This is a genomic window from Streptomyces sp. NPDC002125 (assembly GCF_053593715.1).
The window spans coordinates 170,390-183,192 of the sequence record NZ_JBSFDD010000010.1; the positions used below are offsets into that span (position 1 = coordinate 170,390).

10 protein-coding genes and 1 tRNA gene are annotated in these 12,803 nt (G+C 68.0%); 4 read left to right on the forward strand and 7 right to left on the reverse strand.

Annotated features, from left to right (window positions below; translation table 11 throughout):
- The first annotated feature begins 131 nt into the window (after nucleotides 1-131).
- Both ACWCQM_RS19510 and ACWCQM_RS19515 read left to right on the forward strand, forming a co-directional pair.
- On the forward strand, nucleotides 132-1,529 hold the full coding sequence (locus tag ACWCQM_RS19510) for a pyridoxal phosphate-dependent decarboxylase family protein (RefSeq protein ID WP_450916422.1): 1,398 nt from the start codon (nucleotides 132-134) through the stop codon (nucleotides 1,527-1,529).
- Entirely contained in the window at nucleotides 1,526-2,959 is a 1,434-nt protein-coding gene (locus ACWCQM_RS19515) for a lysine N(6)-hydroxylase/L-ornithine N(5)-oxygenase family protein (RefSeq protein WP_450916423.1), read from the forward strand. Before ACWCQM_RS19510 ends, ACWCQM_RS19515 begins: the two co-directional genes overlap by 4 nt.
- A 116-nt stretch (nucleotides 2,960-3,075) precedes the next feature.
- Here the strand turns inward: ACWCQM_RS19515 and ACWCQM_RS19520 are convergent, their stop codons facing one another.
- The gene (locus ACWCQM_RS19520) at nucleotides 3,076-4,887 is read right to left on the reverse strand and encodes a bifunctional metallophosphatase/5'-nucleotidase (RefSeq protein WP_450916424.1); all 1,812 of its coding nucleotides are present in this window, start codon (nucleotides 4,885-4,887) and stop codon (nucleotides 3,076-3,078) included.
- Nucleotides 4,888-5,157: 270 nt separating this feature from the next.
- Between ACWCQM_RS19520 and pyk the strand changes: the two genes are divergently transcribed.
- Nucleotides 5,158-6,591: a pyruvate kinase gene (gene pyk, locus ACWCQM_RS19525; RefSeq protein ID WP_450916425.1), complete on the forward strand. Its 1,434-nt coding sequence runs from the start codon at nucleotides 5,158-5,160 to the stop codon at nucleotides 6,589-6,591.
- A gap of 10 nt (nucleotides 6,592-6,601) precedes the next feature.
- Here pyk and ACWCQM_RS19530 read toward each other — a convergent pair whose 3' ends face one another.
- Together ACWCQM_RS19530 and ACWCQM_RS19535 are read right to left on the reverse strand one after the other, a co-directional pair.
- Nucleotides 6,602-7,390, reverse strand: coding sequence for a helix-turn-helix domain-containing protein (locus tag ACWCQM_RS19530; protein ID WP_450916426.1), 789 nt, complete (start codon nucleotides 7,388-7,390; stop codon nucleotides 6,602-6,604).
- Between the two features lie 85 nt (nucleotides 7,391-7,475).
- Nucleotides 7,476-7,558: transfer RNA gene (locus tag ACWCQM_RS19535), tRNA-Leu, on the reverse strand.
- Nucleotides 7,559-7,653: 95 nt separating this feature from the next.
- On the opposite strand from ACWCQM_RS19535, the gene ACWCQM_RS19540 reads away from it, so the two are divergent.
- On the forward strand, nucleotides 7,654-8,310 hold the full coding sequence (locus tag ACWCQM_RS19540) for an ANTAR domain-containing response regulator (RefSeq protein ID WP_104789892.1): 657 nt from the start codon (nucleotides 7,654-7,656) through the stop codon (nucleotides 8,308-8,310).
- 78 nt (nucleotides 8,311-8,388) lie between these two features.
- On the opposite strand, the gene ACWCQM_RS19545 is transcribed toward ACWCQM_RS19540, so the two are convergent.
- The 4 genes from ACWCQM_RS19545 to ACWCQM_RS19560 are packed head-to-tail and all read right to left on the reverse strand — an operon-like array spanning nucleotide 8,389 to nucleotide 12,783.
- On the reverse strand, nucleotides 8,389-9,105 hold the full coding sequence (locus ACWCQM_RS19545) for an ABC transporter ATP-binding protein (RefSeq protein WP_450916427.1): 717 nt from the start codon (nucleotides 9,103-9,105) through the stop codon (nucleotides 8,389-8,391).
- Nucleotides 9,102-10,058: an ABC transporter ATP-binding protein gene (locus ACWCQM_RS19550; RefSeq protein ID WP_450916428.1), complete on the reverse strand. Its 957-nt coding sequence runs from the start codon at nucleotides 10,056-10,058 to the stop codon at nucleotides 9,102-9,104. The genes ACWCQM_RS19545 and ACWCQM_RS19550 overlap by 4 nt, the downstream gene beginning before the upstream one ends.
- 5 nt (nucleotides 10,059-10,063) lie before the next feature.
- Entirely contained in the window at nucleotides 10,064-11,848 is a 1,785-nt protein-coding gene (locus ACWCQM_RS19555; protein ID WP_450916429.1) for a branched-chain amino acid ABC transporter permease, read from the reverse strand.
- A gap of 5 nt (nucleotides 11,849-11,853) precedes the next feature.
- Nucleotides 11,854-12,783 carry a branched-chain amino acid ABC transporter permease gene (locus tag ACWCQM_RS19560; protein WP_450916430.1) on the reverse strand — a complete coding sequence of 310 codons (930 nt, stop codon included), beginning with the start codon at nucleotides 12,781-12,783 and terminating at the stop codon, nucleotides 11,854-11,856.
- Nucleotides 12,784-12,803: the final 20 nt, after the last annotated feature.

Sequence of the window (12,803 nt, forward strand, 5' to 3'; positions counted from 1 at the left end):
CCCCCAACCCACCCACACCGCACAGCAGTACCCCTTTCGGGTTGAGATCGTTGGGCTCTTCGGCCGCACCATCCGGAATCCGGACAAGCTGACCCCACCGCCCCCTGCCCACCCGAAGGACCACACCAGCCATGCCCACCCCGCCCCTCGCCGGAGGCACCGCAGGCCCCTCCCACCTGCGCCCCCTCCTCGACACCGTCCTCGACGCCCTCCACGAGGGCGCCACCCGCCGCGACGGCCCCCTCCCCGCCGGCGGCCCCCACACCGTCACCCACAACCTCCACCAGGCCACCGGCCCCCTCATCCCCGACCACGGCACCGGCCCCCACCACGCCCTCCGCACCCTCGTCACCGCCCTCGCCGAAGGCGCCGCCGACCCCGCACACCCCCACTGCGCCGCCCACCTCCACACCCCACCCCTCGCCCTCGCCGCGGCAGCCGACCTCGCCGCGTCCGCCCTCAACCCCTCCATGGACTCCTGGGACCAGGCCCCCGCCGCCTCCGCCCTCGAAACAGCCCTCACCACCGCGCTCGCCGCCGAGATCTACCCCCAGACCCAGGACCCCGACGCCCTCGTCACCACCGGCGGCACCGAAGCCAACCAACTCGCGCTCCTCCTCGCCCGCGAACGCCACGGCCCCGTACAGACCATCTGCGCAGCCAACGCCCACCACAGCATCAGCCGCGCCGCCTGGCTCCTCGGCCTCCCACGCCCCGTCGTCATCCCCGCCCCCACCGGCGTCATGGACACCGACGCCCTCCGCGACGCCCTCACCCGGCACGACGGCCCCCTCCTCGTCACCGCCACCGCGGGCACCACCGACACCGGCCAGATCGACCCCCTCACCGACATCGCCGACCTCACCACCACCCACGGCGCCGACCTCCACATCGACGCCGCCTACGGCGGCCCCCTCCTCTTCAGCCCCACCCACCGCCACGCCCTACGCAGCCTCCACCGCGCCCAGAGCGTCACCCTCGACCTGCACAAACTCGGCTGGCAACCCGCATCCGCCGGCATCCTCGCCGTGCCCCACCACCACGACCTCGACGCCCTCCACCACCACGCCGCCTACCTCAACGCCGACGACGACACCGAAGCGGGCCTGCCCGACCTCCTCGGCCGCTCCCTGCGCACCACCCGCCGCCCCGACGCCCTCAAGATCGCCGTCACCCTCCAGGCACTCGGCCGCGACGGACTCGCCGACCTCATCGACCGCACCATCACCGCCGCCCACCGACTCGCCGACCTCATCGACGACCACCCCGCACTCGACCTCTACGCCCGCCCCACCATCAGCACCGTCCTCTTCCGCCCCACCCACACCGACGACACCACCGTCGCCACCATCCGACGCACCCTCCTCGACCGCGGCCACGCCGTACTCGGCCGCGCCCGCACCCACGACGGCCTCTGGCTCAAAGCCACCCTCCTCAACCCCCACACCACCCCCGACCACCTACGCCAACTCCTCACCCACGTCACCCACGCCCAACCCCGAGCCACCACGGAAGGCAGCCCCCGATGACCGACCGGACCACCCCCGAAGGCGACCGGACCCACGACCTCATCGGCATCGGACTCGGCCCCTTCAACCTCTCCCTCGCCGCCCTCGCCCACGGCCTCCCCGCCACCGGCCGCCCCCTCACCACCGCCTTCTACGAACAACGCCCCGCATTCCACTGGCACCCCGGCCTCCTCATCGACGGCGCCACCCTCCAGGTCCCCTTCCTCGCCGACCTAACCACCCTCGCCGACCCCACCAGCCCCTGGACCTTCCTCAACTACCTCCGCACCCGCGAGCGCCTCTACCCCTTCTACTTCGCCGAGCAGTTCCACATCCACCGCGCCGAATACGACGCCTACTGCCGCTGGGTCAGCGAACAACTCCCCACCATCCACTTCAACCACCAGGTCGACGCCGTCCACTGGAACGCCGAACGCGCCCTCTACGAGGTCGACCACACCCGGCTCGGCCCCGACGGAGAAGCCGAAGCCCTCGGCCGCACCCACACCCGCCACATCGCCCTCGGCGTCGGCACCGCACCCTTCATCCCCGAACCCCTGCGCCCCCTCGCGGAAGCCCCCGGCATCCCCGTCATCCACTCCGCCGACTACCTCCACCACCGCGAAGAACTCCTGCGGGCCGACCACATCACCGTCATCGGCTCCGGCCAGTCCGGCGCCGAGATCTTCCTCGACCTCCTCCGCGCCCGCCCCCGCGGCATCGAGAAGATCCACTGGCTCGCCCGCACCCAGGCCTTCGCCCCCATGGAGTACTCGAAACTCGGCCTCGAACACTTCACCCCCGACTACACCCACTACTTCCACGCACTCCCCGAGCACGTACGGGACGACCTCGTCCCCCAGCAGTGGCAGCTCCACAAGGGCATCGACACCGACACCATCTCCGCCATCCACGACGAGCTCTACCGGCGCACCCTCCACGGGGGCTGGCCCGACGCCACCCTCACCCCCGGCGTCAGCGTCCGCACCGCGGGCCGCCTCTCCGGCAGCGGCAACCGCATCGAGCTCCACCTCGAACACACCCAGCAGGCCACCCGCAGCCGCCTCACCACCGACGCCGTCGTCCTCGCCACCGGCTACCGCGAACGCCCCCTGGACACCCTCCTCACCGGCATCGCCCCCCACATCCGCCGCGACAGCCAGGGACGCCCCCGCATCCACACAGACTTCCGCCTCGACCTGGGCCCCACCCTCACGGGCAACATCTACGTCCAGAACGCCGAACGCCACACCCACGGAGTCGGCGCCCCCGACCTCGGGCTCGCCGCCTGGCGCAGCGCCACCATCCTCAACAACCTCACCGGCACCACCCCGTACCCCCTCCCGCAGCGCACCGCCTTCACCACCTTCGGCCTCACCCCCCACACCGCCCGCACGCCCACCGTCCCCGGGCAGGGCAGCCCGCTCACCCCTCTCGCGGAAGGCCACTGAGCACCTCCGGAAACACAGAAGCGGCCGCCCTCCCGAAGGAGAACGGCCGCTCCACACCGGCCCGCATCACAGGGGCCGCTCCACACCGGCCCGCATTACAGCGGACCGCGTACCGGTCAGAACACCGGCACCCCGTCACGCGTCAGACGCCAGTCCACCGACGCGAACTCCGCCGGATCCACCGACCCCTTCGCCTGCACCCACCCGATGATCGTGTTCCGGATCTCATCCGAATTCGCCCACAACTGCTTCGCACCCGGCACATGCGGGAAGTTGCCCCCACCACTCGCCCGGTAGTTGTTCACCGCGAACACGAACTGCGCCGCAGGATCCACCGGCGCCCCCTCGAACGACAGCCCCACGATCCGCGAACCCACCGGCTTCGCGATATCGATGTCGTACGACACCCCCGACACCACGTCGTAGTTGTAATCCGGAATGTTCTCCGCATTCGTCAGCTTCGACGTGTCCACCGGCGCCCCCGCAGCCGTCTGCACGTAATACTTCGCCGAGTACTCCAGATAGTCCTTCAGCTGAGCGCCCGTCAGCAGCCGCGCCTCAAGCGTGTTCTCGAACGGATACAGCCCAGCGGCGTCCTTGATCGTCACCTCACCCGCAGGGATCGCCGCCGTACGCGAGAAGCACGCCGCCTGCGACAGCACCGGCAGGGCCGCGTACTCCCCGCCCGCCAGCGCCGCCTTCACCGTCTCCGCCTGCACCTGATTGATCAGATCGATGACCGGCTCGTCCTTCCACGGCGCGTCCGCCGTCGACATCGCCGCCACCGACGTACCGATCACCTGGTTCACATACGCCACGACCTTCGTGTGCTCATCACCGAGCAGCGACGTGATCCGCGGGTCCTCCTCCACCGTGTTCGAGTTCAGCACCGAGGCGCCGACCTTCTCGACCACCCAACGGCCCTTCTCCCACACCAGATCGAAGTCGAACAGCGTCAACCGCTGCCCCCACTTCAACGGCTCCGAGAGAACGACCGGCTTCCCCGTCTCCTTGTTCGTCACGAAGTACTCGGCAATCTCCGAGTGCGCGTGACCCACCAGAATCGCGTCGATCCCCGGCACCTGCTCCGCCACCAGACCCGCCGCGTTCTCCACGTACGGCAACTGATCCCCGTACGACGACGTACCCGACGAACCCGAGTGCGCCGAGACGATCACCACATCCGCACCCATCGAACGAAGCTTCGGCACCCACTTCGCCGCCTGCTCCTCAAGACCCGGGAACACCATCTTCCCGCCCACATTCGCCTTGTCCCAGATCGCGATACCAGGATTCGTCAGCCCCAGCACCGCCACCCGCACATCACGACCGTGCGGCGTACGCAACCGCTTGATCACATACGGAGCGAAGGCCGGCCGCAACGTCTTCGCGTCCAGCGCATTCGCACCCAGCAGCGGGAAATCACACTGCTCCTCGAACTTCCGCAGCACCGGAATCCCGTAATTGAACTCGTGATTCCCGAGCGCCGCGGCGTCATAGCCGATCTTGTTCATCGCCTGGGCCATCGGATGCACCGGCCCGCGCTTCGCCGTGATCGGATCGATCTTCGCGTAGTAGTACGACAACTGGGTGCCCTGGATCGTGTCACCCGCATCGATCAGCAGCGTGTTCCGGCGCCCCCGGTCCTCCCGGATCTGCTCCACCAGCGTCGAGATCTTCGCCAGGCCGACATCGTTGTGCGCCTTGTCGTCGAACTCCTTGTCCGTGAAGTAGTCCCAGTTGAAGACGTTCCCGTGCAGGTCCGTCGTCCCCATCACGGTGAACGAGTACCGCTTCACCGGCCGGCCGTGGCCGTGCCCCCGGGACTCCGAAGCCGCCGCCGGCCCGGCACCGACCCCTCCGGCCAGCGCCACACCCGCACCGGCGACAGCCGAACTTCCCAGAAACGACCTACGGTTCAACGGCATCCTTGACTCCTCGTGTCTGCGAACAACGCGCGTAGATTCTGACCCAGCCACCCCCGCCCGCAACACCCCGTACAGGTTTCGATCTGGTGACCGGCAGCCACCGCGCACCCCGCCGAGGCGCCACCGTGCCACCCTCGCCACCCCCTCGGCATGCTCATCGGAGCGCCCCGCCGCACAATTCAACAGTTAGCAATAACCCTTAACCCAAGGGCCGTTGAGCAGTCATGCGGAGACAAATACTTACCCACAGGTAAGGTCTAGGCTCGAACCATGCGCCGAGCGAAAATCGTTTGTACCCTGGGACCCGCAACCGACACATACGACCAGATCAAGGCACTGGTCGAAGCGGGAATGGACATTGCCCGCCTCAACCTCAGCCACGGCACCTACGCCGAACACGAAGAGCGCTACCACCATGTACGCAAAGCATCCGAAGAAACCGGCCGCAGCGTAGGAATCCTCGCCGACCTTCAAGGCCCGAAGATCCGCCTCGGCCGCTTCGCCGAAGGCCCCGTACTCCTTGAACGCGGCGACGACTTCACCATCACCGTCGAGCCCATGGAGGGCGACCGCCACACCTGCGGCACCACCTACGACGGCCTCGCCGCCGACGTCACCGCCGGCGAACGCATCCTCATCGACGACGGCCGCGTCACCCTCGAAGTCACCGCGGTCGACGGACCCCGCGTCCACACCACCGTCATCGAGGGCGGCATGGTCTCCGACCACAAGGGACTCAACCTCCCCGGCGTCGCCGTCTCCGTCCCCGCCCTCTCCGAGAAGGACATCCAAGACCTCCGCTGGGCCCTGCGCACCGGCGCCGACATCATCGCCCTCTCCTTCGTGCGCACCGGACGCGACATCGACGACGTCCACCGCGTCATGAAGGAGGAGAGCCGCCACCTCCCCGTCATCGCCAAGGTGGAGAAGCCCCAAGCCGTCGACAACATCGACGACATCGTCGCCGCCTTCGACGGCATCATGGTCGCCCGCGGCGACCTCGGCGTCGAAATGCCCCTGGAACAGGTCCCGATCGTCCAGAAGCGCGCGATCAAACTGGCCAAGCGCAACGCCAAGCCGGTCATCGTCGCCACCCAGATGCTCGACTCGATGATCGACAACTCCCGGCCCACCCGCGCCGAGGCCTCCGACGTCGCCAACGCCGTCATCGACGGCACCGACGCGGTGATGCTCTCCGGCGAGACCAGCGTCGGCAAGTACCCCGTCGAGACCGTCCGCACCATGGCGCGCATCGTCGAAGCGGCCGAGGAGGACATCCTCGCCAAGGGCCTTCCGCCCCTCACCGACCGCAACAAGCCCCGCACCCAGGGCGGCGCGGTCGCCCGCGCGGCGGCCGAGATGGGCGACTTCCTCGGAGCCAAGTTCCTGGTCGCCTTCACCCAGAGCGGCGACACGGTCAAGCGCCTCTCCCGCTACCGCTCCCCGATCCCGCTCCTGGCCTTCACCCCGGACAAGGAGACCCGCGCGCAGCTGAACCTGACGTGGGGCGTCGAGACGTTCCTCGGGCCGCACGTGGACTCGACGGACGCGATGGTGGCGCAGGTGGACGAGGAGCTGCTGCGGATCGGGCGCTGCCAGAAGGGCGACATCGTGGTCATCACGGCGGGCTCGCCGCCCGGGGTCGCGGGTTCGACGAACCTGGTACGAGTGCACCACATCGGCGAGGACGACAGCCCGAAGTAGGCAACGGTCGTCAGTACTTCGGCCCGACGTGAGCGTCCATGAGGGCTACGGACGCCCGTCGGGCTACGGAGATGTTGTACTCCTTGCCTGCGCGGGTGCAGTGCGTCCACTCGACGCCGAGCTTGTCGAGAGTGTCGGTGTAGAGCTGGCGGATGTCGTCGGAGACGTTGGTGAACCAGTAGCGGGGGTACTCGTAGCGCTTACGCTCCCCTCCGACGAGTCGAGTGGTCCAGTTGAGGACTCGGCAGCCGTCGGAGTGGATGAGGCCTCGGACGAACTCCCAGGGGCTTGCGTCAACGGTCCTTTGTTGCCACGCCTCCAGCATGATCGCGCGCTCGTGCTTCTTCCCCGGACCGTGCTGAGGGAACAGGCAGAGTAGGTGCTTCGAGTACACCTTGATGTTGTGGCAGCCGGGTTTTCGAACTCGGCACGTGGCGTTGCCCGGGAAGACCCGGTGGATCGCTGCCTCGGCCTCATTCTGAATGCCGGGCCAGGTGTCATCAAGCGTGATCATGAGATTCGGCACTCGATGCTGTGAGTACTGGCTCACGTGACCATCGCCCAGGTAAAGCCCCAGAAGATAGGCATATGCGGCCTCGTCGAGATCGACGCCATCGCACCGATGACACGTAGCGTTGTGCGCACCCGGACACTCCCCCCGCTTGGAGCGGTCCATGTGGAGCCAGTACGACACGGTGCCGCGAGGAACGTTCAGCTGGCGCGAAACCTCGGCGCCGCTCGTCCCGGACCTGAGAAGGCCGAGTGCTTTTAGGCGGACATCTGTCCCGTGAAAGATCACACTCGCACTCTGAGTGCTGATGCGCTTCGGTGCGTAGCAAAAAGCGGATGTTCACGGGAACGTGGACATCCGCTTCTTGGACATGTGCCGGGTGCGGGATTCGAACCCGCACGTTCTTTCGAACAGATGTGTTTGAGACATCAGCGTCTGCCATTCCGCCAACCCGGCTGGCCAACCCGCGCTGAGTCTACCGGGTCACTGCCGCTTGTCGCAGCTAGGTAGGCTCGGGGGGCAGCAGTCCTGTCCTGGAACAAGGAGCCCCCGTGACCACCCCCGAGTCGCCCCAGCCCGTAGACGCCGTCGACGACGACAAGTCGCACGTCCCGCCGCTGACGACCCGCGTCGTCATCGCCGAGGACGAGGCGCTCATCCGCCTCGACCTCAAGGAGATGCTGGAGGAAGAGGGCTACTCCGTCGTCGGCGAGGCCGGGGACGGGCAGCAGGCCGTCGAGCTGGCGCGGGAGCACCGCCCCGACCTCGTCATCCTCGATGTGAAGATGCCGGTCCTCGACGGGATCTCCGCCGCCGAGAAGATCACCGAGGAGTCCATCGCCCCGGTCCTGATGCTGACGGCGTTCTCGCAGCGCGATCTGGTGGAGCGGGCCCGGGACGCCGGTGCGATGGCGTATCTGGTGAAGCCGTTCAGCAAGAGCGACGTGGTTCCGGCCATCGAGATGGCCGTGTCCCGGTTCGCGGAGCTGAAGGCGCTGGAGAGCGAGATCGCGGACCTGTCGCAGCGGCTGGAGACCCGGAAGCTGGTGGACCGGGCGAAGAGCATCCTCCAGACGGATTACGGGCTCTCCGAGCCGGCCGCGTTCCGCTGGATCCAGAAGACGTCGATGGATCGCCGGATGTCCATGCAGCAGCTGGCCGAGGCGCTGATCGAGGACGCCGAGGAGAAGAAGAAGGCCGCCGAGTAGGGGCGTACGCAGACGAGAGAAGGGCCCGTCCCCGGACACCTCCGGGGGCGGGCCCTTCTCGTGGGGCGTGGGTGCTGCTCAGTCCTCGCCGAGGTAGGCCTTGCGGACCGACTCGTCGTGGAGCAGGTCGGCGCCGGTGCCGGAGAGGACGACCTTGCCGACCTCCATGACGTGGCCCTGGTCCGCGAGGGAGAGGGCTGCCTGGGCGTTCTGCTCGACGAGCAGGATCGTGGTGCCCGAGGCCTTGAGTTCGACGATGGTCTCCATGATCTTCTGCATCATGATCGGCGAAAGGCCCATGGAGGGCTCGTCGAGCATGAGCAGCTTGGGCTGGGACATGAGTGCGCGTCCCATGGCGAGCATCTGCTGTTCGCCTCCGGAGAGGGTTCCGGCGGCCTGCTTCCGGCGTTCCCCGAGGATGGGGAAGAGGTCGTAGGCGCGCTGGACGTCCTTTTCGATGCCTGCCTTGTCGTTGCGGAGGTAGGCGCCGAGGAGGAGGTTCTCGGCGATCGTCAGCCGGGGGAAGACGTGGCGTCCCTCGGGGGAGTGGGCCATGCCCAGGGAGACGATCTTGTGTGCCGGGATGCCGGTCAGTGGCTTGCCCTCGAAGAGGATGCGGCCGCCGGAGGGCTTGAGGAGTCCGGAGAGGGTGCGCAGGGTGGTGGTCTTGCCCGCACCGTTGGTGCCGATGAGGGTGACGACCTGGCCGGCCTCGACGGTGAAGGAGATGCCCTTGACGGCTTCGATCTTGCCGTAGGCGACGCGGAGGTCCTCGACCTCGAGCAGTGCGGTCATCGGGTGTCCTCCTCCTCGGTGCGGGTGGTGTCGGTGTCGTCGGTGGCGGGGGTCTCCGCCGTGGTGGCCGGGGTTCCGGCCTTGTCCGCGCTCGCGGGGGCCTCAGCCTTGGCGGTGCTTGCTGCGGATGCTTCGGCTGCCTCGACCTCGGCGGCCTCCTCGGCGCCGGGGGCGCCTTCGAAGGGGGTGCCGAGGTAGGCGGCGATGACGCGTTCGTCGCCCTGGACGACGGAGGGGGTGCCCTCGACGAGTTTCTCGCCCTGGACGAGGCAGGCGACGCGGTCGCAGAGGTTGAAGATGAACCGCATGTCGTGCTCGATGACGAGTACGGCGGTGCCCTGGTCGCGGATGGCGAAGATGAGCTCTTCGGTGACGCGGGTTTCCTGCGGGTTCATGCCGGCGGTGGGCTCGTCGAGGAGCAGGAGGCCGGGTTCGCTGGCGAGGGCGCGGGCGATTTCCAGCTTGCGCTGCTCGCCGTAGGGGAGGTTGCGCGCGAGGTGGTCGGCCTTGTGGGCCAGGCCGATGAACTCCAGGAGTTCCATGGCGCGGGCGTGCGAGGCGGCTTCGGCCTTCTTGAAGCCGGGGCCGCGCACGAGGGCGGACCAGAGGCCTTCCTTGGTCCTGGTGTGGCGTCCGACGAGGACGTTCTCCAGGACGGTCATGTTGGCGAAGAGCCGGATGTTCTGGAAGGTACGGGCGATGCCTGCCTGGGTGACGAGGTGGGGCTTGGGCGGCAGGACGCTGCCTTTGTAGCTGACCTTGCCCTCGGTGGGGACGTAGAGGCCGGTGAGGCAGTTGAAGAAGGTGGTCTTGCCGGCGCCGTTGGGGCCGATGAGGCCGACGATCTCGCCGCTGTTGACCGTGAGGGACACGGAGCGCACGGCGGTGAGGCCGCCGAAGCGCATGGTGACGTCGCTGGCGTCGAGGACCGTGGTGGATGTGGTGGTGGTCATGGTGGTTACGCCCCCGCCTTCGTGGCGCCGACGGTGTTCTCGGGGAGCCGTTGCTCGGGTACGTCCAGTTGGTCGGTCTCGTGGAACTCGAGCTTGGCCCGCTTGTTCGCGACGAGGCCCTCGGGGCGGAAGCGCATGAGCAGGACGAGCGCGAGACCGAAGAGGAGCAGCTGGAGTTCTTCGAGGAACTCGAGCTTCTTGGGGATGAGGTAGAGCAGGGCGGCGCCGATGAGGGGTCCGCTGATGGTGCCCATGCCGCCGAGGATGACGGCGGCGAGCAGGAAGGCGGAGTTGGGCGGCACGGTGTTGGCGAACTGGTACTGCTCGGGGGTGACCGTGGACTGCAGGTGCGCCTGGACGGTGCCGGCGACGCCGGCGAGGGTGGCGCCCAGGGCGAAGGCGATCAGCTTGACGCGGAAGCCGTTGATGCCCATGGCGGTGGCGGCGGTCTCGTCCTCGCGGATGGCGACCCAGGCGCGGCCGATGCGGGAGTCGCCGGAGCGCTGGAAGACGAGGACGACGAAGACGAGGACCAGCAGCATGAGGAAGAAGTAGTTGCTGGGCCGGCCGAGGGTGAATCCGCCGAGGTCGTGCGACTCGCCGAAGTTGAACCCGAAGAACTCGAGGTCAGGGATGTTCGGGATGCCGTTCGAGCCGTTGGTGACGTCGGGTCCGGTGTTGCCGTTCAGGTTGAGCATGGTGATGCGGAAGATCTCGCCGAATCCGAGGGTCACGATGGCGAGGTAGTCGCCGCGCAGCCGCAGGGTCGGGGCGCCGATGAGGACGCCGAAGATCAGTGAGGCGCCGGCTCCGGTGAGGACGGCGGCCCAGAACGGGAACTGGACGCCGATGCTGGAGGTGGGGGCGCCGGAGACGAGGGCCGCGGCGTAGGCGCCGACGCCGAGGAAGGCGACGTAGCCGAGGTCGAGCAGGCCCGCGAGGCCGACGACGATGTTCAGGCCGAGGGCGACGGTGGTGAAGATGAGGATGTTGGCCCCGATGAGGGCGTAGGTGTCGTCGCTCTGGGTGAAGGGGAAGCAGGCGGCGGCGACGATGGCCGAGGCCATCGTGACGTTGCGGTGCTTGGCCGTGAGGTGGTTGAGCCGGGCGAGGAGCCCTGACTTGGAGATGGCCGCGGCGCCGAAGCAGGTGGCGATGAGGGTGCCGATGAAGAGTTCGGCCTCGGCGGCGATGCCGTACGCGAAGACGTACAGGCCGATCGCGAAGGAGACGGCGATGACGATGATCTCGACCCAGGCCGGGAGTTCCTTGGCGCTGCGCTTGGCCTCGGGGGCCTTGGTCGCGGTGCGCAGGCGCTGCCAGAGTGTGGGGTCGGGGTGTTCGTCGGCGACCTCGGTGGGCAGGCCCAGGGCGGCGACGACGCCGATGAGGGCTCCGACGCCGGAGATCCAGGCGCCGGGTTCGAGGTTGACGACTCCGCCGAGTTCGGCGGCGATGGAGCCCATGGCGTAGCCGACGGTGCCGAGGGTGCCGAGCGCGATCAGCCGTACGGGCGCGTTCTTGGAGGCCGGTGTGAGCCATTTCAGGCCTCTGAGGCCGTAGCCGGAGAGGGTGAACAGGGCGGTGAGCAGGGCTCCTACGAGGGTGACGACCTGGAGTTCGGCGGGGTACCCGTACACCGTGAGGTCGCCGGGGTAGGCGCTGGTCCAGGTCCAGGGCATCATCGTGCCGGTGATGACCAGGACGGCTCCGGCCAGGACGCCGATGCGGGCGGCGCCGGCGGGGAGCGGGAGGACGGGGGGGCTGGGGTTCTTGGCGGTGGTCGTCATGGGGATCACGCCCTGTCCGCGACGCGTTCGCCGAGCATGCCCTGTGGCCTGAACAGCAGGAAGAGGATCAGCAGGGCGAAGGCCCACACGTTGGCCCAGGTCTGCGCGCCGAATTGTTCGAGGCCCGGGATCTGGCCGATGTAGCCGGTGGAGAGTGCCTCGGCGAGGCCGAGGACGATGCCGCCGAGCATGGCTCCGTAGATGTTGCCGATGCCGCCGAGTACGGCTGCGGTGAAGGCCTTGAGGCCCATCAGGAAGCCCATCTTGAAGCCGATCTGGCCGAAGTGCAGGGCGTATCCGATGGCCGCCACGGCAGCGAACGTGGCACCGATGGCGAAGGCCATGACGATGATGCGGTCGGTGTTGATGCCCATGAGCTTGGCGGTGTCGGGGTCCTGGGCTGTGGCCTGCATACCGCGGCCGGAGCGCGTCTTGTTGACGAACCAGCCGAGGGCGATCATGCACAGGGGTGCGGCGATCAGGATGAACAGGTCGTTCCGGTTGATGTTGGCGCCGAGGAAGGAGATGGCGTCGCCGGAGAACTGCGGGAAGGTGATGTCCTTCTTGGCGTCCGGGTACTTCCACCAGACGAGTTGCTGCAGGAAGAGGGAGAGGCCGATCGCGGTGATCAGGGGTGCCAGGCGAGGCGCGCCGCGCAGGGGGCGGTAGGCGAACCGTTCCGCCGCGACACCTACGGTGACCGAGCAGAAGATGCCGAACACCAGCATCAAGGGGATCAGGGCCAGCAGGGGGGTGCTGGAGGGCATCCACAGCGTGATCGTGAACGCCCCGAAGCCTCCGATCATGAATATCTCGCCGTGGGCGAAGTTGATGAGCTGGACGATGCCGTAGACCATCGTGTAGCCGATCGCGATGAGACCGTACATCGCGCCGAGGATGAGTCCGTTGGCAAGCTGCTGCGGCAGTTCGTTCACCGCAAGGCCTCCGTGGAGTG